The sequence below is a fragment of the Coleofasciculus sp. E2-BRE-01 genome (genome assembly GCF_040221695.1).
In the GTDB taxonomy this organism is placed as follows: Bacteria; Cyanobacteriota; Cyanobacteriia; order Cyanobacteriales; family Coleofasciculaceae; genus Coleofasciculus.
Window position 1 is genome coordinate 1 of record NZ_JAVKEA010000073.1, and the last position, 21,363, is coordinate 21,363.

A 21,363-nucleotide genomic window follows, 5' to 3' on the forward strand; every position below is an offset into this window, starting at 1 on the left:
GTGGATGAGTTCAGTGGGTGTGATTGGCTTAGCGGTAAACCTGCGGGCGTATGACTTCGTGTCCCAGGAAATCCGGGCGGCGGAAGACCCCGAATTCGAGACATTCTACACCAAGAACATTCTGCTCAACGAAGGAGTCCGGGCTTGGCTGGCGCCTCAAGACCAACCACACCAGAAGTTTGTATTCCCTGAGGAGGTACTACCCCGTGGTAACGCTCTCTAGTAGTTCCATGGTGGCGGGAAACCGCGACCAACAATCATCAGGTTTTGCCTGGTGGGCGGGTAATGCCCGTCTGATCAACCTCTCCGGTAAATTACTGGGGGCTCATGTTGCCCATGCTGGACTAATTGTCTTCTGGGCTGGGGCAATGACATTGTTTGAAGTTGCCCACTTTATTCCCGAAAAGCCCATGTATGAACAGGGCGCAATCCTTTTACCTCACCTAGCGACCCTGGGTTGGGGTGTCGGTCCCGGTGGTGAAGTGATTGATACATTCCCCTACTTTGTCGTTGGGGTACTGCACATCATTTCCTCTGCCGTTCTGGGTCTCGGCGGTATCTATCACGCCGTTCGTGGTCCAGAAACCTTAGAAGAGTATTCCGCCTTCTTTGGTTACGACTGGAAAGATAAGAACAAGATGACCACAATCATCGGGTTCCACCTGATTGTTTTAGGTCTAGGTGCTTTACTGCTCGTAATTAAAGCCATGTTTGTCGGTGGTGTTTATGATTCTTGGGCACCCGGCGGTGGTGACGTGCGGATCATCACCAACCCAACGCTGAACCCAGCAGTGATCTTCGGTTATCTAACCACCTCTCCCTTTGGTGGAGAAGGTTGGATTATCGGCGTCAACAACATGGAAGATATTATCGGCGGACATATTTGGATCGGTCTGATCTGTATTGCTGGCGGTATCTTCCACATTCTCACCAAGCCCTTCGGTTGGGCACGTCGCGCCTTTATCTGGTCTGGAGAAGCTTATCTTTCCTACAGCTTAGGTGCGTTGTCCCTGATGGGCTTTATCGCGGCTTCGTTTGTTTGGTTCAATAACACCGCTTATCCCAGCGAATTTTATGGTCCAACCAACGCAGAAGCGTCTCAGGCTCAGTCCTTCGTCTTCTTAGCGCGTGACCAACGGTTAGGGGCAAACATTGCTTCTGCTCAAGGTCCTACTGGTTTAGGTAAATACCTGATGCGCTCTCCGACTGGAGAAATCATCTTCGGTGGTGAAACCATGCGCTTCTGGGACTTCCAAGGTCCTTGGTTAGAGCCGCTACGTGGTCCTAACGGATTGGATGTAGACAAGCTGAGAAATGATATTCAGCCTTGGCAACTGCGCCGTGCTGCTGAGTACATGACCCATGCACCGAACGGTTCGATCAACTCTGTTGGTGGAATTATTACGGAAATGAACGGGTTTAACTATGTTAATCCCCGTGCATGGTTGGCTGCGGCTCACTTTATCTTAGGATTCTTCTTCTTGATCGGTCACCTCTGGCATGCGGGTCGCGCTCGTGCGGCTGTTGCTGGATTTGAAAAAGGTATTGACCGTGAGAGTGAGCCAGTATTGTTTATGGGTGATCTTGACTAGATTGGTTCATTTCATCCACTGACACTTAATTGGCTTGAAGGCTCTTGTTGAAACGCAAGAGCCTTTTTTTGTTGGTAGACAAGAAGATTGTGCGAGTTTCCTTACCTTGACGAGGGTATAGTTTTCTGATATAAAACTACGGAATTTTTTGGCTCTCCCGTACATAAAGTGATAAATTTCCCTTATGCGTGTGGCAATTGGCTTGATTTGAAGAGGACGTGCCAATGTTCTAAAAACCTGGCATGAATTCAACCAGACTTAACCATCCACACCAGAAAGCTCAAAATTTCTTCAAGAGGAGGAAGAGAGTAATCTCTTAAATCAATGGTGACCGTTTGCTTTTCCAGCTTCAGAAATCGCCATTGTGTACCACTACTAACACTCCCGTAAACCGCTGTAATAGGTTGCTCTTTCACTTGATTAACTTGATTAAATCGTTGTGCTGCGACCATTTCCGCAATGCATTGTCCGAGTCCCGATTTTAAATCTGATTTTTTGGCTTCAACAATTACAATTGTCGGCGCTTCCACCGTTAATTGTTCCGAGGAACGACTAATGATAAAATCGCACACTCCATTCAATCCCACAGTTGCATCAATGTTAAATTCTTCCCCGGAAAATACGCTGATTTGCTGCCCCAAAATGCGCCGCACTTCTAAAAGGACGGGATTGATAATCACTTCAGAACGAGCTTTTTCTGTATCCACCGCGATCGCCCAGGGTAAATCCTCTAAAATGCCTTGTAGTCTGGGACTGGGTGTGATAGGTTCTAGGGCGTCTGGGAAAAAGCGCACCCCTTCAACAATTGTCAGGTTAAACTCTTCTTTGACTTTGCCGATGGTAAATTGACTGTAAGGCATAGGCTTATACCGAGTTGCGATCAAACATAGTAAATAGGAAAAGCAGGGGAAGCAGGGGAAGCAGGAGAAGGGAAAGTTATATCTTTGAATGCAACTTGGTATTAACACTGATTCATCTAAGCGAACTCAGTCTTTTTTTTGTGAAGTTGATCAGAACTTTACGGATTGCCGAAATTCTCCTCAAGTTTCCGGTTCATGGCAACAGCACTGATTAAGGTATAGGTCGAGACGGAGGCACTTGCAGCTCAGATGAAGCCGTCAGCGTTTGGTATAAGCGCTCCGATAAGATGCGGTTGGCTTCCTCGGTCAAATGAATGGCATCCCAAAACGCCCGATCAGAAAAATCGTTATAAACATCGTAGAAGTTCAGCGTTTTCACATTTTCGGGATACCAGCTTTGAAGCTGATCCAGTGATTTGGCTAAAGCAACATAGCCATCTTGGATTCGTGTCTGATAATCTGCTCCTAATTCAACCAAAATTTCCTGCTCTCTGAGTGAAATCTGTTGGTTACCCCCACGACCCGTAATTTCGGGTTGTACGGCGATAATTAAAGGAACAGATGCCCCAGTTGCCAAGCGAATCATTTGCTTATGGCGATCGCGATAACGGGTAACTCGTTCTTGCAGTTCCTCTGGGTCAGCAGGAAGATAGTTGGCTAGGTGGGCTGTACCATTCAACGCCGCTAAACTCAGCCGACTCACCGAGGGTTGAGGACGTACTATCCAGTATTGGATGGCTTTCACCAGATAGGTGTTCGTCACCACAGAAGTTAACTCTTGGGAGAGGTGCGTCCAAAAATGCCCAGAGGCATTACTAAGAAAGGTTTCAATATGGGGAATGTCCGTTGCCATGCGATCGCTCGGTAGGAGCAAATCCATGTATCCATCCAAAACCACGATCGCATCCGGTTGGTAGGGCAAAATTTGCAACGCTAACTGAGCCAATTCATTCCCCGATGCATACCCAGGTACAGCCGCATTAATCACCCGATATTGACCATCTTTAATCTTAGGAGGCAACGCCAACGCCTTTTCTAAATCCGGTTTATAGAAGGGCAAATCTGTCGGTCTATATTTCTCCGGAGAACGCTGCTGTTGAGCAACCCGTTCCTTCAGACGTGCTTCCAGTTGAGCCGCGATCGTGGCTTGATTACTGGGATTCCATTGACCAAATGCGGTTGATCCTCCCAGTAAAAAAATCCGAAATTCATTGTTGGGTTTGTCTAGGGGAACAGGTTCAGTGTCGCGGAATCCTTGGGGATTAATCTGCCAAAAATTGCTGGTTTGCTCGCCTTCAAGCTCATACCCCACAGCCAGACTACGGTGGGCAGCAAGTCGCCCCTGTTCGGATAACCCCTCGTAAGGCTGATCATATTCATTCAAAAACTTGAGGCGGTAAACATTCACGATCGCTGGTTCACCCTCGTAAGCAGCTAACTCAGCGGTTTTGCCCATGACACCCACCAACAGCCGAGTGGACAATTCTAGGAGAATCAAGACAATCGGAATCGCCAAAATGATCGTGAGCAATGGGAAGGGGCGGCGGCGCTTACGGTAGGTGCGACGGCGGCGCGACTTGAACATCAAATACTTTCCTCAAATCATCACAGAATCAGGCGGCTGCGTTGCTAAACTTAACACGGATCGGGTCATCAGACTGACATTAAAATGGGAAGGTTACATCTGAGCGCGGGTTAAAATCCATAGTTGTACAGAACTATCCATTATACCGATGCCCTGCAAGCTACTCTTTGTCTGCCTTGGTAATATTTGCCGTTCTCCCTCCGCCGAGAACATTATGAATCACTTAATTGAACAAGCGGGACTTCAGGAGAGTATTGTCTGTGACTCGGCGGGAACGGGTGATTATCATATTGGTTCTCCTCCCGATGAACGCATGACTCTCGCCGCCAGCCAGCGGGGAATCATCCTCAAGGGAAAAGCCCGACAGTTTCAAGTCCCTGATTTTGAAGCGTTCGACCTGATTTTGGCGATGGATCGGGAGAATTTACGCGACATTCTGTTTCTGGATGCGACGGGGAAGTATCGGGATAAAGTGCGATTAATGTGTGATTTTGCCACTCGTCATCGGATACGAGACGTTCCTGATCCCTATTATGGAGGTCCAGAGGGATTTAACCAAGTGATTGATTTACTCCTCGATGCTTGCGAGGGATTATTGGAGTATGTGATTAAAACCTATTCCCTACCCGCCAAGGGCAAAGTCCAATGAGCTTTTTTGAGAAACTCAATCATGCGATCGCAAAAAATCAAAGTTTACTGGTAGTCGGACTCGATCCTAACCCAGAAATGATGCCCAAGCGTTACTCCACTGGAGAACACTCCGGTGATCTGATGGATGGGTTAAGGGATTGGCTGCACGTAATTATCCAGCAAACCGCCGATTTAGTCTGCGCCTATAAGCCCACATTTGGCTTTTACAAAGCGTTGGGCGCACCGGGACTCAATTTATTAGAACAGACACTCGCGGCGATTCCTGACTCCATCCCGGTTATTTTAGATGCCAAACATGGTGACTTAAACACTAGCACCGTCTTTGCCGAAACCATTTTTACGCGATCGCGGATTGATGCGGTTACGCTGAGTCCTTATTCTGGACAAGACCATGTTGCACCCTTTTTAATTTATCCCGGTAAAGCCGTCTTTATTCTCTGCTGCACCTCCAATCCGGCGGCTGTGGCGATTCAGCAGTATCCCCAATCCCAAACACCCCTTTATCTGCAAGTAGTTAAAGAAGCCAGAACCTGGGGCGCACCTGAAGATTTAGCCCTAGAAGTTGGCACAACCTCTCCCGACGTATTGGCAAAAATTCGGTCAATTGCCCCAGAACGCTTAATTTTAGCCCGGAGTATCTGGGCGGAGGGAGGGGCTGAACTGAACCAAATTTTAGCGGCTGGGTTAAATAGCAATGGTGAGGGGTTATTAATACCCGTTCCCCAAGATATGTTAGCCACAGAAGAACCCGCCGCCGCGATACAAACCCTGCGAGAGGAGATTAATCAGGCAAGAGGGAAAAAGATTCAACAGGGTTCTGCTTGTGATTTATGGATGCCTGATGTCTGTTTTCTCGAACAACATCCCCATCAGGATTTAATTCTCCAACTTTATGACATGGGTTGTATTCTATTTGGCGAATTTGTCCAAGCATCTGGAGCCGTTTTTCCCTACTATATTGATTTGCGGAAAGTTATCTCCAATCCCCAACTTTTCCATCTAATGCTGAGTGCTTATGCCGAGATTCTGCAAGGTTTAACCTTTGACCGGATTGCCGGGATTCCTTATGGGTCATTACCTACAGCAACCGGGTTATCCCTGCGTCTGCATCACCCGATGATTTTTCCCCGCAAGGAAGTGAAAGCCCATGGCACGCGACGGGTGATTGAGGGTCACTTTGAGCCAGGGGAAACGGTAGTAGTGGTGGATGATATTTTGATTAGTGGGAAGAGTGTGATGGAAGGGGCAGCGAAGTTGGAGTCCGGGGGGTTAAACGTGCAGGATATTGTCGTATTTATTGATCACGAAGGGGGGGTGAAAGATAGATTGAGGGACAATGGTTATCAGGCGCATTCCGTGTTAACGATTTCGGAAATTACCCAAACCCTGTATCAAGCCGGGCGGATAACTCAGGAACAATTCCAAGCATTTAACCACAGTGTTCAATAAGCGAACGTCCCACGCCTTAAGTTAAATTCGTGTGAAGTTCGTAGTTGCGCTTTAGCGCCATAAACACTATAGCGCTGACTACCAAGGTTTCTATGGCAATCTCTGCATCCTCACCGAAATCTATCGCAGAAACCCGGTTTCTTGCCCCCACCCACATCTCAGAGAGGAAAGCAGTTCATCGCTTGGCTTCCCACGGATTAACCAAATCAATTCCACAATCCAAAAAGTCGCGTATGTTGCGGGTCGCTAATGTTGCCTGGTGAACTCGGCAAATGGCTGCAATTTGTGCATCAAATTGTGAGATGGGGCGACCGATTTGTTTGCGGTAAGCTGCTATTTGGGAATAAAGCTCAGCGGCTTTTTGATCGAATGCTAAAATTCGCTCTGCCAAGTAATCCTCAAAGACGATCAATGCTCCGTCGAGCAATTTCTGTCGTCGCTGTCCTTCTGGAAGAATTTGAATACCGTACAGAATTTCGGCTTGGGTAATGCTGGTTGTGTACAGTGATGCACCGTTTTGGCTGGCTAACCATTCGCGGATGACGCTCGAACCCCTCGGCTGAATGAGTTCCGAAATGACGTTGGTGTCGAGAATGATTTTCATGGTTCGCCAAACAGGGTTTCGTCAACTCGAATGGGTTCCCGTGGCTCGATGAGAATTTCGTTGGGTTCGATCTGGCTGAAGTGTCGCTCAAAGACTGCGATGAGCCACTGACCTTCGTTTTCAAAGTTTTCGGGTTGAAGTTTTGGGGCGGGTGTGTGGGGGGTTGGGTGCAGTTCGCGATCGAGAAGCTCGAACAGTTTTTGCTTGTCGGTAGGGTTGAGTTGATGAATGGCTGGCAAGAGTTCATTGAGTGTCATCTCTGGCTCCTGTTGTGTTGTATCTACTATTTTGCCTTCTGAGAACGTCAGGGGTGCGATCGCCAAGCATTGGGTTGAATTGTTCCTCATATCAAGTCCGGTGAATTGCCCACAATAACAATGCTGTAACCGCAAGGGTTTCGGCCTTTTTTATTAAGGGTGATTTGCCGGACATCATATCAAACGTTATTAGCGCTTCCCGCACTTCCAGAACCCCCCCTTGCCACCCACATCCCATCCGGTCAGACAAACTGGTCTGAATAAAGCATGAAGTTTTATGACTGGATTCCACACTTCTGCCTGCACCGACTTAAAAGAAGCAGAAATTAAATCAAAGATTTTTGTGTCTAACAATATCTCTTAGCAAACCACGTAGGTTTTCTAACTTTTTTTTCTTCTGCTGTTCATCAACTTCAGATCTTTCAACCTCTTTAATTCTGTTCAAGATGTAGGACTCATCAAATGTAACTATTTCAGAAGGATTAAAATCCAGAAGAAGTAGTTTTTCTGACTTCAACTTACCGACGTCACCTGAAGATGAGTGATAATACACTAAAACACCAACTACATCAGCACTGCTCATGATTCCATTGCCCACTGTATTTCTATACCTTAACAAGAAATATTCACTATCTTCTGGAGCTATACCATAGACTATGTTTTGCATTATAAAAGGATTTTCTGGAGTTATATTGACTATACGTCTAAGTCGAGAACTTACAAATATTGATCTGTATTCTTTATAAACAACAACCTGAAAATTCGAGATATTGATCTCGGGTTCACTGTTGTTGTAAATTGCAAATCTTATTTCTAATATTTGTTTTAGTAAATTACTGTCACCAAGTCTATCGTCATCAATGTCAGTAAATCTCGCATCCTCGGTTACAAAGCGGAGAGAATCAACGTTCGCAAAGTCAACGTTCTCTGTTTGAGCTTCCACTTTTTCTATGTCTGTATAAAAACTTCTTCCGAAAGGTAGATTTAAGGGGGATTGAGCTTTGAAGCCAAATAGTATAGTCGTGCTAAGAGTCAGTAAGGAAAACCCAAATATAACTCTCGTTCTAGATACTTTAAATAAAGAGTTGCCTAAGAAAATTTTTGCTTTAGATGAAGAATCCTTCAATTCAGCTTTTTGGGTTAGCAGATTGTGCCAGTGTTGATCTTGGTCGTAAAAATCTTTCTGAAGCTGCCGCAATTGGGGAAACCGTTGCAAAATTACAGACGCCGGAATTGCCCCACCCCCCAAATCAGAGGCGCGATCGCGAGTAAACTTTACCATCCCGCAGACCTTCCCCGTCTGCCGATTCAACAGCGCCGATCCACTCATGCCCGGTCGCACTTGAGCCAGCTTAAACTTAATCAGGGGCGGCACATCCCCCGTTAACCCCTCATAGCTACCTGTTACCGGACAACCATTGTCAAAATCCCGATCCGGATAACCAAAAAAATAGAATTCCTGACCAGCCTGAAGCTCCTCATCCAGACAAACGCAAGGTAAGCCAGCCGTCAAATCCGTAGTCTCAGGCAGCAACTGCAACAGCGCCAGATCCAATTCAGAAGCTCGCTCCACCACCTCCGCCTCGGCAAAATAGATCTGCTGCCGCCATCGCACCCGCACCCGCCCCCGATCCGTCAGCGGCTTCACAACATGGGCACAGGTGAGAATCAAACCCGGAGCCACGAAAAAACCCGTCCCCCAGCTCCCCGGGATCGAGAGCTTGACCGTGCAGTCCTCTAACAGTGTTTCCAGAGACATGGAATTTTAATCCTTAGCCTTGGCTTCCCACTCCAGTGTCATCTCTAACACGGGATCGGCTAACCCCGCCGCAGAACCCGCTATCCCTCCCGTGACGATGGAAAATAAGCCCACGAGGGCAGTTCCGGCTAACAGTAGTCGATTGAGTTTCACCAGTCGAGAATAGTCCATAACGTCTCACCCCAAGGAGTCGGGTTATGGCGGGTCGTGGGTGTTTTTTTGAGTTTAGCAGGATTTTCCGACAGGGCAATGCTGAGTTTTTATAGAGTTGTCGGTGACTCATCCACCAGAAAACAGGACAAATATTAATTCCCCGTCCATCAGAGAGACTTCAACACCCTACCGAGTGTCAATTGTCGCTTAGCTGGCAAGGACTAATGGTAATGAGTACCATTCACCCCTGTTATCAGATTATGCTGTGAGCCGGGAAAGTATGTACTCAGATAAGGAATCGTAGCATCCTAAACGAAATTAAGTTGAGACGGAATAAAGTAATAGGATAATAGGATAATAGGATAATAGGGTAAAAGAATAAGAGTAAAAAAACTACTCATCATTTAGAGGCAAAATAGAGATAAGCGCTGAATTGCCAACTACCCCCATGAGTTACTGTCTCAATCCTAACTGTACCAACCCCCAAAATCCCGCCGGAACCAAATTTTGCCTCACCTGCGGGTCAAAAGTACGCCTCAAGGAACGGTATCGCACGGTTCACCCCTTGGGACAAGGGGGTTTTGGGCGAACATTTTTAGCCGTGGATGAGGATAAACCGTCTCATCCCCCTTGTGTGATTAAGCAGTTTTTCCCCCAAGCCCAGGGAACCAGTACGGTACAAAAAGCGGCGCAGTTATTTACCCAAGAAGCAGTACGGTTAGATGAGTTGGGTAAACATCCCCAGATTCCAGAACTGTTGGCGTATTTTTGTCAAGATAGCCATCAATATTTGGTGCAAGAGTTTATTGAGGGCGAAGACTTAGCCCAGGAGTTGGCAAGAAAAGGCGCGTTTACAGAAGCCCAAGTTCGCGATGTGTTGAATAATTTGTTGCCTGTTTTACAATTCGTTCATCAACATCATGTTATTCACCGCGATATTAAACCGGAAAATATTATTCGTCGAAATCGGGATAAGCAACTATTTCTGGTTGATTTTGGCGCATCAAAAGTGGCGACAGGTACAGCGTTAGCCAGAACCGGGACAGTGATTGGTTCGGTGGGGTATGTCGCGCCTGAACAAAGTATCGGTAAAGCGGTATTTGCGAGTGATATCTATAGTCTTGGCGTGACGTGTATCCATCTGCTAACGGGAATCCATCCCTTCGACTTGTTTGATGTGAATCAGGGGGTTTGGGTATGGCGACAAGGGTTGAAAAATTCAGTCAGCGATCGCGTGGCTAAAATTTTAGATAAGATGTTAGTCAGTGCGACGAATCAGCGCTACCAATCGGTGGCGGAGATACTCCAGGATTTACAGTCTCAAACCCCTGTGGCTAAGGTTAAATCGGCAAAACCTTCACCCCCTCCAGCTTCAGCGCCAATGAAGCCCCAGCCAAATCCGCCTCAATATGGGAAAGGGTTAGATAAAGAATTAGCGGATTTGAAGTCTGAGTTTTTGCAGCCACCGACATCTAAAAGTACCCCACCCAAATCGATACCGCCGACTAAAGGTTCTGCCAATACTCAAAAAACTAAAAGTCAAATGGACAGGGAATTAGAGGAAATCAAGTCTCAGTTTTTGGAAGAATAGGTTGTCGCTGACCAAGAGATTTTGAAGCAGGCAGTGGATGCTTGGGAAGCTGAACGGAATCAGGCAGATTCCCAAGTTAACTGGCGTTTTACAACCCAAGATGCTCGAATTAAACTCAAGCGTCTTTATCCATCTATTGAATCTGAATAAATGTAGTTCAGGAACAAAGTAAAGGGTAAGCTGTTCGGCATTTCAACCTTAATGTCAATAATGGTGAAATCCTTGTAGTGCGAGCATCTTGCTCGCTACTAATACCCAATTTAAATGCATGACAGCTTACGCTCCAGCAACTTTTGTAAAAATCCGCGATCGCGCTCTTGAGTTTAACCTCTTCTCCTATACTGAAGTTCCCAATACAGTGCAAGCGACATCGAGATAATGCCGCTCGCTCAAAAGAAATCTGGGCTTCTTCTGGTTAAGTTGACACCAATGGGCATTGCCGTGTCCCTGCTTTCTGCCTTTTGCTATAGAATATACGTTCTCTAAAATTTGGCTAGGTGATTACCGATGAAACCGCCAAGTTCTACTGGTGTCCCGTTTAGGGAGGATTTCTGGATTTGCCCCATCCATACGAGGATAGGAGTTCCGATTAAACTATAAGTTTTAACAATAATTGACGTTAGCATTTATCTTTGAAGTTAATGATTCAGATGAATTACTTGATGACTCTGTGAAGACGCGCCATGGCACGTCTTTATCTGAGAACTGCTAACTGGGGTTATTGAATCGATGTTCCCCCAGTCGCTGTGAGAAAAATTGAGAGGTTATCGTTGTGTCTGATTCCCCGACAAGTTTAATTGTGGCAGAACCGAAAGCAACCTATCAATCCGGTGGTGATCATCAGAATTGCTGGGTGGAGACGCTGGTGGATTGTCCGGGACTAGAGGGACTGTTGACGTACCGCATCCCGGCGGATTTGTCGATTAAACCGGGAGATATTTTAACGGTGCCATTGAATAACCGCCAGGTGGGGGCGATCGCAATTCGGTTACTGGCTTCTCCCCCTGCTGATGTGCCATTGGCGAAAATCCGGGAGGTGGAGGATGTAATTGGTACGGGTTTTTTTGAGAACTCCTATTGGCAGGTATTGGAACGAGTGGCGCAGTATTACTGCACACCCCTGATATCCGTAGTTCGGGGGGCATTACCACCGGGATTGTTGATGCGATCGCAACGGCGAGTTCGTCTGCATCGAGAGGCGATTCCTGATGGTGCAGATACGTTTGTCGGTCGAACGGCGCGTCAGATTTTAGCACTCCTAGATGCCCAACCGGACGGAGATTACAGCGTCGCCTATCTACAACGCCAGGTGAAAGGGGCGCGTCGCGGGGTGAAAGATTTACTTAAACGTGGCTGGGTGGAAAGTTATTTGAAACCGCCCCAACCCTCACGCCCGAAGCTGAAGAAAGCTGTCACTCTCGTCGCGGATGGCTTTGAACCTGATGTCACCGAACGACAACGGGAAGTATTAGATGTACTGCGGCGTCGGGGTGGAGATATGTGGCTGAATGAGTTATTGCAAGTCTGTCATGCTACGTCTTCTATTGTTAACAAGCTGGCAGAAAAAGGGTATGTAGTTGTTGAATACCGGGAAATTCTCAGAACCTTGGATCAGCCGAATGTGGCAGATGATCGCCCTAAAGTATTGACAGATACGCAAACTTATGCATTAAAAACGATTCAAAGTTTGGATGAGTATAACCAAGTGCTATTGCATGGGGTAACGGGTTCCGGGAAAACCGAAGTTTATCTGCAAGCGATCGCGCCGTTGTTAAGGTCGGGACAATCTGCCCTGGTGTTAGTTCCAGAGATTGGGCTAACCCCGCAACTCACCGACCGATTTCGCGCCCGGTTTGGCAAAAAGGTGAATGTGTATCACAGTGGGTTATCCCATGGGGAACGTTATGATACCTGGCGACAAGTATTAAGTGGAGAACCCCAGGTCGTCATTGGTACGCGATCGGCTGTTTTTGTGCCGTTACCCAAATTGGGTCTAATTATACTAGATGAAGAACACGACTCCAGTTTCAAGCAAGACAGTCTTTCTCCCACCTATCATGCCCGTACCGTTGCCCAATGGCGGGCGGAATTGGAGAATTGTCCTCTAGTTTTGGGTTCAGCTACCCCGTCTTTGGAAACCTGGGTTGCTGTAAACGGTCAACAAGCCAATCTCAACACAGACGCCCCCTGTAAAACCTATTACCTTTCATTACCCGAACGCATCCAATCTCGCCCCTTACCCCCTGTGGAAATTGTGGATATGAGACAGGAGTTAAAGCAGGGGAATCGTTCTATTTTCAGCCGTTCTCTCCAAGATGAGTTACAGCAGTTGAAACAAAAGCAGCGACAAGGGATTTTATTTATTCCCCGTCGTGGACATAGTACGTTTGTCTCCTGTCGCAGTTGTGGATATGTGATTGAATGCCCAGACTGTGATGTTTCCCTGTCCTATCACTATGCCCACGAGGGGGCAAACCAACTCTTACGTTGTCACTATTGCAACTACACAACCGCCCATCCTAATAATTGTCCCGAATGTGGTTCACCTTACCTCAAGTTTTTTGGTAGTGGCACACAGCGGGTGAGTCAGGAGTTGGTTAAGGCGTTTCCTGATTTACGGGTGATTCGCTTTGATAGTGATACCACCCGAACTAAGGGGGCGCATCGAACCCTGTTAACTCAGTTTGCCAATGGGGAAGCGGACTTATTAATCGGGACGCAAATGTTAACTAAGGGGTTAGACTTAGCGGGAGTCACCTTAGTCGGCGTTGTCGCCGCCGATGGATTATTGCACTTATCTGATTATCGGGCAGCAGAACGAGCCTTTCAAACCTTAACCCAAGTCGCAGGTCGGGCGGGTCGGGGGGATGAACCGGGTCAGGTGATTGTCCAAACCTATTCACCTCAACATCCGGTGATTCAGGCGGTGAAAACCCATGGGTATGAGGTGTTTACCGAGGCGGAATTGGTACAACGGGAATCGTTGAATTATCCTCCTTATGGGCATCTGATTTTATTGCGATTGAGTGGGTTGGAGGAGATAAACGTTGAGAAGGCGGCGGAGACGTTAGCGGATTGGTTGAGTCAAGCGGGTTCCGGGTATGAGATATTAGGACCCGCCCCGGCGGGGATTATGCGAATCGCCCGTCGTTATCGGTGGCAGATTTTGCTCAAATTTCCGCCAGATGTAGCGGTAGGATTATCCGATGTGGCGGCGTTGCAACGGATTTGTCCGCCGGATGTGAGTTTGACGATTGATGTTGATCCATTAAATATGATGTAGGGGGTCATTCGTCATTTGTCATTCGTCATTTGCCCTTCTTAATTCAGCAGACCCTAAATATTGTAGGGGCGACCCGCCGCACACTGCTAAAACCACGCACCGATTAATTTTATCGGGTCGCCCGACATCGGATATCGGTAATGATCTGACACCATGTAGCAATAAGAACTCTTCTGTCTTCTGCCTTTTGCTATAACGCAGAGGTTAGCACTCCAGGTACGCAGAGGAATTTAAATGAAATGACAACTACGCCGAATTTTCCAACACTGCAACGGGCAAAGGTTCGGGAAATACCTCAGGAGAAAACATTTCCCACAATACTTGTAAATAGGGTAAAACAAGCGAAAGTTGCTGCTGAGAAAGACGTTTACCAAATTCCAATCCTAACAGATGAATCATTTGCCGAACTAATTCCCACCCTACGTTTAAAGTAGGGTAGAGCATGACACACAAAGGAAACAATTCGCGTTGGATGGGTGCAATACTCCTTTCCAGAACACAAAGCCACAGGTAAATCTGGAACATTTCCACATCCCGAATACTGGCAGATTTCACCGTAGGGTTCACTAAGCTACCACTATGAGAGTGATAGTTTGGATGTAAATCGCTAATTCGGGTGGCAATTTGTTGAGCAATTAATGCTTGATCCGGTAAGATTTTCCGTAGAGATACCAAAGCTAATGATTGATGATCATAATTGGCGGCAGTTTTATAGAGTCGTTGTAAGGGAATATACAGACAATCATCAATCACCTGGAAATAAATACTCACTGTAGCTTGTTCTTGAGGTGACAGTGATTTCAGTAGTAACTGACCACTATAGTGAAACTGCATACTAACAAACGCAATCACTCTGGGATCAATTGCTGTATAATTGTGTCGAATGCGACCTAAATCTGATGCTAAAAATAAACATAAACGTTCGGGGATGACTTGATCGGCATAAGCGAGCAATACTTTCTCATAGATTAAGTAAGTATCTTTAGTAATTTGCCAAGGATCAATTAAGCGATAGTTAATACCTTGTCGCTTGATTTGTTGGCAGAGTAAGGCTTCGGTTTTTGCCCAAGCTTGAATCGTTACAGATCGCAATGAATCAAGCAACCGCTGTGCTATAACGGCTCGTAATCCTGGAGAATTCGACTGCCACGTTTTGTCTGAGATATTGTGTTGTTGGACATACTTTTTTGCCCAGAGTTTGGATAGATTTCTTGCCGTCGCGATTTTCTCTGTCTGTGACGGTTGAGCATGACCTCGCTGATTCTGTGTACTCATGACACACCCCTTGTCTAGAACGTCGATGCAGTCTGCAAAATGGCGGTAGCGATAAAGCCAACAGTAAAAAAAAGGCTTGTTTGGTAGCTAATGTGACAATTTTCAATAAATCGGTGTTCTAGCACGCTGGCTCACCAATAGCTGCTTGTTCCTTGCTTTCCAACTCTCTAATTATCTACTCACCAATCAAAGGATAGTCTTTTTTAAAAAAATTCTCAATAGTTACTTTATTTAGGGGCGAGCAGGGAATGGGGGAGATGAGGTAACTAGGGCAACAAATGACAAATGACAAATGATGAAACTAAACCGAATGCTGTGCAATCCAATCCTGCAAAATGGGATTAACCACCTCAGGGGCTTCATCTTGGGGACAATGACCTAAACCGTCTAAGGGGACAAATTGTTCCACAGCGGGAAAATTGACCCATTCTTTTGCCTCCGCGATGGGTTCCCAAGGATCATCAGTTCCCCACAAAATCAGTGTGGGACACTGTAACTGAGGTAATAAGTCTTCGGCTAGAGGTCCTGCGGAATAGCGGGTAAATGCGATAAACACATCAGCCGCACCCACATCAGCCGCCGGTTTCATCAGCAAGTCGATTAATTCATCAGTCACTGCCTCGGATTTGCGATACGCTTGCAATAAAATTTTACGCACCACCTGTGGCTTCGCCAGTTGCCGGAAAAAGAGTTGTCCCACCCACTTAACTCCCAGTAAATGTTGTATCATGGGTGCGCCGATGCGACGATGCCAAGGTAACGTCACTCGTTTGCGATCGTGCAGCATCCGCAGGGAACAGTTGATCAGGGTAACGCCCAATACCCTATCTGGACAATCCACAGCCGCTTGCATCGCTACAATACAGCCAATTGAATTCCCCACCAAAAACGCTGGAGTCTCTACGACTTCCCGGCAAAAATCAATGACTTGTTGTCCCCAGGTTTCAAAGGTATACTCCACTTCAAGTCCCGGCATTGGTTTGGCAGAGGCACCAAAACCAATTAAGTCAATGGCATAACACCGACAGGACTGGGCTAATGCGGGTAAATTCTTACGCCAATGTCCACAAGACGCGCCAAATCCATGCACCATCACCACTGCTGGTCCAGAATTGCCGTGGACTTGATAGGCAATGGGAAACCCGCGCCATGTCCAAGTGTGAGTGTCGCGTTCAGGGCGTTTGGGTAGGGTGGAGGAGGGAAAGGTCATGAGGATTTCAAGCGTACAGGGTTACTATTTACATTCTGTAATAAAATAGCGTTTTGCGAGATCAACCTGAGTAGAGACGTTGCATACAACGTCTCTACCATGATGCCTTTGTCTCGTCTTGTGTCAAAATTAACCTTAAGAAATTGTTTGGTGCGTCCTCTATGTTGGTGCAAACGTCTGCTGCTGTTATCCCGTTCCTGGGATCGGAAATTCAGGCATCCTACAAAGCGTCACGAGTGGTTATTTTGCCAATTCCCTACGAGGCAACCACAACCTATCGTAAAGGCACAGAAAATGGACCCGATGCGCTCTTGGAGGCGTCAATCCAGCTCGAATACTACGATGATGAGTTGGAACGGGAGATTTGTAAAGACGCTAGGATTTATACTCACGGTGCGATCGCAGATACCAGAGGTGGACAACGGATTTCTGCCCAAACCATGCTGACAGATACTCGCGACACCGTATCTGGACTTATCGATGATGGTAAATTTGTGATTGCGATTGGGGGTGAACATAGCATTACCACGGGAATTGTAGACGCCTACCGCCAAAGGAGTAGCGAACCCTTTACCGTAGTGCAAATAGACGCCCACGGAGATTTACGCCACGAATACGAAGGCTCAATGTATAACCACGCCTGTGTGATGCGTCGGATAGTGGATATGGGACTACCGACATTACCCGTCGCCATTCGCAGTCTTTGTCAAGAAGAAGCGGACTTAATTAAACAAAAATCCATCCCCGTAATTTGGGCGCGACACATTGCCCAAAATCCCCACTGGATAGACGAAGCGATCGCGACTATCCCAACAGGGCGAGTATTTATTACCATTGACTTAGATGGCATTGATCCGGCTTCAATGCCAGGGGTTGGCACTCCTGAACCGGGTGGGCTGAATTGGTATGCCCTCCTAACCTTTTTGCGACGATTGTTTGAAACCCATCAGGTCATCGGTTGCGATGTAATGGAGTTGGCTCCCGTGGTTGATTCAGTGGTCTCCCAATTTACAGCCGCTAAGCTGGTTTACAAACTCATCGGCTATCAAACTCTGGCACAAAGGTGGTAGCGATGGCTGAAATTCACTGCCTGATCCAGGAGGATCGGCAAAGGGGAACGGGAAAAAGGAAAAAACGAACACATTGTCAAACACACACCGTAACACGATATGAGTCTGAAGGAAAAACACGGCACACCCATTGGCAGTTATGCTCCCGATTTTGAGCTTTTAGGCACTGATAAGGATGTTCACCACCTATCCCGGTATCTAGAAAGGTGGCGAGGAGTAGTGGTAATTTTCTTGAGTAATAACTGTCCTGACTCTGCCGCTTATGTAGACAGACTCAAACAACTGCAAACCCGATTTAGGGAACAGGGATTTATCCTGATTGGCATTAACTCCAACGATGCTAACCAATCTCCCGAAGATAGTTTTAGTCAGATGCAGCAGTTTGCCAGTAGTAGAGGGTTGAATTTTCCTTACCTGTGGGACCCAACTCAGGACGTGGCACAAGGATTTGGCGCTTCAAAAACCCCAGAAGCCTTTGTGATTGATGGACAGGGAGTCTTGCGCTACAGAGGTCAAATTGACGATAATAGCCAACATCCCGAAGCCGTCAATGAAGCTTACGTCAAGAATGCGATCGCCGCGTTACTGGCTGGGGAAACTATCTCACCCAAATCAACTCCCACCTTGGGTAGTCCCCTAGTGTGGCGTCGTTAGTGAGCAAAGAGAGCCAGAGCAACGGAGGAGCTGGGGAGAATTCAGTATTTGAAGCCACCTGGCATCAGTAATAGTTAACTGGAACTCGTGAATACCATAAGAATTCGTATTTTAGCACCACGGGTGTTAACAACAATCAAACTTCGTTAGAGTCACAGCACTCTGTCAGAATTATCGGTAGACTGTTATCGTATGGGCAAGGCAATAGTCAAGAAAGAAAGAGTCGTAGCATGGGGATGAAATACCGACGGGTTTTACTAAAAGTGAGCGGTGAAGCCTTGATGGGCAAACTGAGCTACGGCATTGATCCAGGAGTCGTTCAGGACATCGCTGCTGAAATCGCCGAAGTCGTGGCAAGTGGCATCCAAATGGCAATCGTTGTCGGTGGTGGCAATATTTTTCGCGGTTTGAAAGCGGCTGCTGGCGGAATGGATAGGGCAACGGGTGATTATATTGGTATGATTGCCACAGTCATGAATGCCATGACCCTGCAAGATGCCTTAGAGCAAATGGGAATACCTACCCGTGTGCAAACCGCGATCGCGATGCAAGAAGTGGCAGAACCCTATATCCGTCGCCGTGCCATTCGTCACCTCGAAAAAGGGCGAGTGGTAATTTTTGGCGCAGGTTCGGGGAATCCCTTTTTCACCACGGACACGACGGCAGCTTTACGAGCCGCCGAAATTGATGCGGAGGTGATCTTTAAAGCCACGAAAGTCGATGGGATTTATGATTGTGATCCCCAACTAAATCCCCAGGCTCGCCGTTATCATACGCTGCCCTATCACTACGTCCTCGCTCAAGATTTGCGGGTGATGGATAGTACGGCGATCGCTTTATGTAAGGAAAATAATATCCCAATTATGGTATTTGATTTGACAGGGCGGGGTAATATCCGCCGCGCTGTTCAAGGAGAATCTGTCGGAACAATTGTGGGAGGTTTTTGTGAAGTTAGCTGACGCTGAAAGTCAAATGAAGAAAGCCGTTGAAGCAACACAACGGGGTTTCAATACCATTCGTACCGGTCGGGCGAATGCCAGTCTGTTGGATCGAGTGATGGTGGAATACTATGGTAGTCCTACCCCCCTGAAGTCTCTGGCAAGCATTAATACGCCAGATGCTACCACGATTACGATTCAACCCTATGACAAGAGTACGCTGACTCTGATTGAAAAATCGATTTCTTTATCGGATATTGGCTTAACCCCCAATAATGACGGTCAAGTCGTGCGACTGAATATTCCTCCCTTAACGAGTGAACGCCGCCAAGAATTTGTGAAGATGGCGGGTAAGTTAGCTGAGGAAGGGAAAGTTTCTATCCGCAATATCCGCCGTGATGCTGTTGACTCAGTTCGTAAACAGGAGAAAAGTAGCGAAATTTCTGAAGATGAAGCCCGTGATCTGCAAGATCAGATTCAGCAATTGACGGACAAGTACACGGCTAAAATTGATGACTTGTTAGCGGCAAAAGAGAAGGACATTACCACGGTTTAGAACATTGCAGCCACACCCCATTGGGGTAAAGTTGCAGCAGTAGTGCGGGCATCTTGCCCGCTTCTCCAGTCTGATAGGGGAGATAGGGGAATTGTAGGGGTTTGGTCTCCAAACCCCATTTCTTATGTAGGGGCGGGTTTCACTGCTATCGTTTGAAATGGTGCGTTACGCTTCGCTAACGCACCCTACACCCTACACCCGCCCCGACTAAATGACGAATGACCAATGACCAATGACCAATGACCAATTCCCCAGTTTCTTGGTAAACTATGTCAGAGGTTTAAAGTAATACCTCCTTGCCGCACTCATGAGTTTCTTAATCCATAAAGCCTAATGTTTGACTGCATTATTGTTGGGGCAGGTCCTGCAGGGGGAACCGCCGCCTACCACCTCGCCAAGCGAGGGCGATCGGTACTGATTCTAGAAAAAGACTCTTTACCCCGATACAAGCCCTGTAGTGGTGGTGTGTCCCCAAGCGTGCAACAGTGGTTTGATTTTGATCTTGCACCTGCGATCGCACTAAATGTAAGCCGAGTTCGCTACACCTGGCAAATGGATGATCCGGTGGAGGTCAATCTCAAAAAACAAAAACCCGTCTGGATGGTACAGCGAGATGTTTTTGACCAATTTTTGATCGAACAGGCAAAAGAGCAAGGCGCTCAACTGCAAGACCAAACCACTGTCACGAGTATTGAATTTAAAGGCGATCGCTGGCAGGTTAACACAACCAATGAACCAACCAATGAACCCCTGGAAGCCCGTTACCTGATCGCGGCGGATGGTGCCAATGGTCCTATGGCAAAATGGTTAGGCTTTAAAGATCGTCCCCAGCGGATGGCGGTGACGCTAGAAGCCCCTAATCCCGCCCCGACAAGCAGTGATCCAACAATCCATTTTGACTTTGGGCAAGTGAAAAATGGCTACATCTGGAATTTTCCCAAAACCGATAGCTATTCGGTTAGTGTGGGAACATTTAAGGGGAATGACAAGCAGGATTTACAAAAGATAGGCACGAAGTATATTCAGCAACTCAATATTGATCCGAAACTCTGCCAGGTTCACAGTCATCCAATGTGTTTGTGGGATGGGAACCAAAAGTTACACGGGCAAAACTCGCTATTAGTTGGTGATACCGCTTGTTTGGCTGATCCGTTTACGGCTGAAGGCATTCGTCCCTCTATCTTTAGTGGTGTCAAAGCAGCAGAGGCAATTGATGCGGCTTTAGGCGGTCAAACCAACGCCCTAACCCAGTATACCCAGGTGATTCAGGACGAATGGGGTAACGAGATGGTTTGGGCGAAACGTTTAGCTGGAGCCTTCTATGGTTTTCCAAAAATCGGCTATAAGGTAGGCGTGAAGCGACCTTCAGCGACTCTGATTATGCTGCAAATTTTATGCGGGGAATTGAAGTATTCAGAGGTGGCAGGTTTTGCTCTTAAACGTTTAAGTGGTGGATTCTTCTCACGGTAGGGTTGTCATTCGTCATTTGTCATTTGTGGAGTCGGGTCAATTTCCCAAATATTCAAAATCTCACGGATCACTTGACCGTGAGATTTCGTTACCTCGAAAGAGTTTTATCAGAAAAGTCCGGCTAAGTTATGCAAATCTCTATCTTGAGAGGCTGCATATCTTAGGAAGTGAAGCGTTAGCTTAGAGAAGCACGACTGCGATCATAGCTAGTCCGGAAACTAGAATTGGGTTTGCCTTGAATAGAATCCCAATGGCTGATGTTATCAACATCTAAACCGACTTCATTAGCTGCTCTATTGAGCATGGATTGTTGCCTGTTCTTGACGGCGTGATGATGACGCATCATTAAGGCTCTGGCTTGTTCTTGAGTAGACATTGGTTGATTCTCCGATTGCTTTAGTGAGAT

Annotated in this window: 20 protein-coding genes and 1 pseudogene; 12 read left to right on the forward strand and 9 right to left on the reverse strand. The window is 46.9% G+C overall.

Annotation, left to right across the window (positions count from 1 at the left end):
* Positions 1-223, forward strand: a pseudogene (locus tag RIG66_RS09035) (photosystem II D2 protein (photosystem q(a) protein)); the annotation flags it as partial.
* Between the two features lie 7 nt (positions 224-230).
* Positions 231-1,592, forward strand: a complete 1,362-nt coding sequence (gene psbC, locus RIG66_RS09040) for a photosystem II reaction center protein CP43 (protein ID WP_446377287.1) — start codon at positions 231-233, stop codon at positions 1,590-1,592.
* A 248-nt stretch (positions 1,593-1,840) separates the two neighbouring features.
* Here the strand turns inward: psbC and RIG66_RS09045 are convergent, their stop codons facing one another.
* Both RIG66_RS09045 and RIG66_RS09050 read right to left on the reverse strand, forming a co-directional pair.
* A complete protein-coding gene (locus tag RIG66_RS09045; RefSeq protein WP_446377239.1) occupies positions 1,841-2,452 on the reverse strand; it encodes a hypothetical protein in 612 nt (203 codons plus the stop codon).
* Positions 2,453-2,663: 211 nt separating this feature from the next.
* Positions 2,664-4,037: an SGNH/GDSL hydrolase family protein gene (locus RIG66_RS09050; RefSeq protein WP_446377241.1), complete on the reverse strand. Its 1,374-nt coding sequence runs from the start codon at positions 4,035-4,037 to the stop codon at positions 2,664-2,666.
* A 148-nt stretch (positions 4,038-4,185) separates the two neighbouring features.
* On the opposite strand from RIG66_RS09050, the gene RIG66_RS09055 reads away from it, so the two are divergent.
* Complete coding sequence (locus tag RIG66_RS09055) at positions 4,186-4,686, forward strand: low molecular weight protein-tyrosine-phosphatase (RefSeq protein WP_446377243.1); 501 nt, start codon at positions 4,186-4,188, stop codon at positions 4,684-4,686.
* Complete coding sequence (locus RIG66_RS09060) at positions 4,683-6,137, forward strand: bifunctional orotidine-5'-phosphate decarboxylase/orotate phosphoribosyltransferase (protein WP_446377245.1); 1,455 nt, start codon at positions 4,683-4,685, stop codon at positions 6,135-6,137. The genes RIG66_RS09055 and RIG66_RS09060 overlap by 4 nt, the downstream gene beginning before the upstream one ends.
* Before the next feature lie 175 nt (positions 6,138-6,312).
* Here RIG66_RS09060 and RIG66_RS09065 read toward each other — a convergent pair whose 3' ends face one another.
* From RIG66_RS09065 to RIG66_RS09080, 4 genes are all read right to left on the reverse strand, one after another.
* The gene (locus RIG66_RS09065) at positions 6,313-6,741 is read right to left on the reverse strand and encodes a PIN domain-containing protein (RefSeq protein WP_446340430.1); all 429 of its coding nucleotides are present in this window, start codon (positions 6,739-6,741) and stop codon (positions 6,313-6,315) included.
* A complete protein-coding gene (locus RIG66_RS09070) occupies positions 6,738-7,088 on the reverse strand; it encodes a hypothetical protein (protein ID WP_446377247.1) in 351 nt (116 codons plus the stop codon). Before RIG66_RS09070 ends, RIG66_RS09065 begins: the two co-directional genes overlap by 4 nt.
* 241 nt (positions 7,089-7,329) lie before the next feature.
* Positions 7,330-8,757: a S1 family peptidase gene (locus RIG66_RS09075; RefSeq protein ID WP_446377249.1), complete on the reverse strand. Its 1,428-nt coding sequence runs from the start codon at positions 8,755-8,757 to the stop codon at positions 7,330-7,332.
* A gap of 6 nt (positions 8,758-8,763) precedes the next feature.
* Positions 8,764-8,928: a hypothetical protein gene (locus tag RIG66_RS09080; RefSeq protein ID WP_446377251.1), complete on the reverse strand. Its 165-nt coding sequence runs from the start codon at positions 8,926-8,928 to the stop codon at positions 8,764-8,766.
* Between the two features lie 430 nt (positions 8,929-9,358).
* On the opposite strand from RIG66_RS09080, the gene RIG66_RS09085 reads away from it, so the two are divergent.
* The 3 genes from RIG66_RS09085 to priA all read left to right on the forward strand — a co-directional run bounded on the left by RIG66_RS09085 (position 9,359) and on the right by priA (position 13,784).
* Complete coding sequence (locus tag RIG66_RS09085; RefSeq protein WP_446377253.1) at positions 9,359-10,501, forward strand: protein kinase domain-containing protein; 1,143 nt, start codon at positions 9,359-9,361, stop codon at positions 10,499-10,501.
* A gap of 21 nt (positions 10,502-10,522) precedes the next feature.
* Positions 10,523-10,651 (forward strand): hypothetical protein, encoded by a 129-nt coding sequence (locus RIG66_RS09090; protein WP_446377293.1) that lies wholly within the window; start codon positions 10,523-10,525, stop codon positions 10,649-10,651.
* Positions 10,652-11,273: 622 nt separating this feature from the next.
* Positions 11,274-13,784: a primosomal protein N' gene (priA, locus tag RIG66_RS09095; protein ID WP_446377255.1), complete on the forward strand. Its 2,511-nt coding sequence runs from the start codon at positions 11,274-11,276 to the stop codon at positions 13,782-13,784.
* A 246-nt stretch (positions 13,785-14,030) separates the two neighbouring features.
* Here the strand turns inward: priA and RIG66_RS09100 are convergent, their stop codons facing one another.
* Positions 14,031-15,059, reverse strand: a complete 1,029-nt coding sequence (locus RIG66_RS09100) for a hypothetical protein (RefSeq protein WP_446377257.1) — start codon at positions 15,057-15,059, stop codon at positions 14,031-14,033.
* A 301-nt stretch (positions 15,060-15,360) separates the two neighbouring features.
* Positions 15,361-16,269, reverse strand: coding sequence for an alpha/beta fold hydrolase (locus tag RIG66_RS09105; RefSeq protein WP_446377259.1), 909 nt, complete (start codon positions 16,267-16,269; stop codon positions 15,361-15,363).
* 161 nt (positions 16,270-16,430) lie between these two features.
* Here RIG66_RS09105 and speB point away from each other — a divergent pair, with 161 nt between their 5' ends.
* The 5 genes from speB to RIG66_RS09130 all read left to right on the forward strand — a co-directional run bounded on the left by speB (position 16,431) and on the right by RIG66_RS09130 (position 20,957).
* Entirely contained in the window at positions 16,431-17,339 is a 909-nt protein-coding gene (gene speB, locus RIG66_RS09110; protein WP_446377261.1) for an agmatinase, read from the forward strand.
* Between the two features lie 99 nt (positions 17,340-17,438).
* Positions 17,439-17,993, forward strand: a complete 555-nt coding sequence (locus RIG66_RS09115) for a thioredoxin family protein (RefSeq protein ID WP_446377263.1) — start codon at positions 17,439-17,441, stop codon at positions 17,991-17,993.
* A gap of 230 nt (positions 17,994-18,223) precedes the next feature.
* Positions 18,224-18,952, forward strand: coding sequence for a UMP kinase (gene pyrH, locus RIG66_RS09120; protein WP_446347307.1), 729 nt, complete (start codon positions 18,224-18,226; stop codon positions 18,950-18,952).
* Positions 18,939-19,487, forward strand: a complete 549-nt coding sequence (frr, locus tag RIG66_RS09125) for a ribosome recycling factor (protein ID WP_446377266.1) — start codon at positions 18,939-18,941, stop codon at positions 19,485-19,487. The genes pyrH and frr overlap by 14 nt, the downstream gene beginning before the upstream one ends.
* 333 nt (positions 19,488-19,820) lie before the next feature.
* Positions 19,821-20,957 carry a geranylgeranyl reductase family protein gene (locus tag RIG66_RS09130; protein WP_446377268.1) on the forward strand — a complete coding sequence of 379 codons (1,137 nt, stop codon included), beginning with the start codon at positions 19,821-19,823 and terminating at the stop codon, positions 20,955-20,957.
* Positions 20,958-21,132: 175 nt separating this feature from the next.
* On the opposite strand, the gene RIG66_RS09135 is transcribed toward RIG66_RS09130, so the two are convergent.
* Positions 21,133-21,333, reverse strand: a complete 201-nt coding sequence (locus RIG66_RS09135; protein ID WP_446377270.1) for a hypothetical protein — start codon at positions 21,331-21,333, stop codon at positions 21,133-21,135.
* Positions 21,334-21,363: the final 30 nt, after the last annotated feature.

Coding starts and splice junctions, on each gene's coding strand:
- psbC (WP_446377287.1), top strand. CDS start 231: ATGGTGGCGGGAAACCGCGACCAACAATCATCAGGTTTTGCCTGGTGG.
- RIG66_RS09045 (WP_446377239.1), bottom strand. CDS start 2,452: ATGCCTTACAGTCAATTTACCATCGGCAAAGTCAAAGAAGAGTTTAAC.
- RIG66_RS09050 (WP_446377241.1), bottom strand. CDS start 4,037: ATGTTCAAGTCGCGCCGCCGTCGCACCTACCGTAAGCGCCGCCGCCCC.
- RIG66_RS09055 (WP_446377243.1), top strand. CDS start 4,186: ATGCCCTGCAAGCTACTCTTTGTCTGCCTTGGTAATATTTGCCGTTCT.
- RIG66_RS09060 (WP_446377245.1), top strand. CDS start 4,683: ATGAGCTTTTTTGAGAAACTCAATCATGCGATCGCAAAAAATCAAAGT.
- RIG66_RS09065 (WP_446340430.1), bottom strand. CDS start 6,741: ATGAAAATCATTCTCGACACCAACGTCATTTCGGAACTCATTCAGCCG.
- RIG66_RS09070 (WP_446377247.1), bottom strand. CDS start 7,088: ATGAGGAACAATTCAACCCAATGCTTGGCGATCGCACCCCTGACGTTC.
- RIG66_RS09075 (WP_446377249.1), bottom strand. CDS start 8,757: ATGTCTCTGGAAACACTGTTAGAGGACTGCACGGTCAAGCTCTCGATC.
- RIG66_RS09080 (WP_446377251.1), bottom strand. CDS start 8,928: ATGGACTATTCTCGACTGGTGAAACTCAATCGACTACTGTTAGCCGGA.
- RIG66_RS09085 (WP_446377253.1), top strand. CDS start 9,359: ATGAGTTACTGTCTCAATCCTAACTGTACCAACCCCCAAAATCCCGCC.
- RIG66_RS09100 (WP_446377257.1), bottom strand. CDS start 15,059: ATGAGTACACAGAATCAGCGAGGTCATGCTCAACCGTCACAGACAGAG.
- RIG66_RS09105 (WP_446377259.1), bottom strand. CDS start 16,269: ATGACCTTTCCCTCCTCCACCCTACCCAAACGCCCTGAACGCGACACT.
- speB (WP_446377261.1), top strand. CDS start 16,431: ATGTTGGTGCAAACGTCTGCTGCTGTTATCCCGTTCCTGGGATCGGAA.
- RIG66_RS09115 (WP_446377263.1), top strand. CDS start 17,439: ATGAGTCTGAAGGAAAAACACGGCACACCCATTGGCAGTTATGCTCCC.
- pyrH (WP_446347307.1), top strand. CDS start 18,224: ATGGGGATGAAATACCGACGGGTTTTACTAAAAGTGAGCGGTGAAGCC.
- RIG66_RS09130 (WP_446377268.1), top strand. CDS start 19,821: ATGTTTGACTGCATTATTGTTGGGGCAGGTCCTGCAGGGGGAACCGCC.
- RIG66_RS09135 (WP_446377270.1), bottom strand. CDS start 21,333: ATGTCTACTCAAGAACAAGCCAGAGCCTTAATGATGCGTCATCATCAC.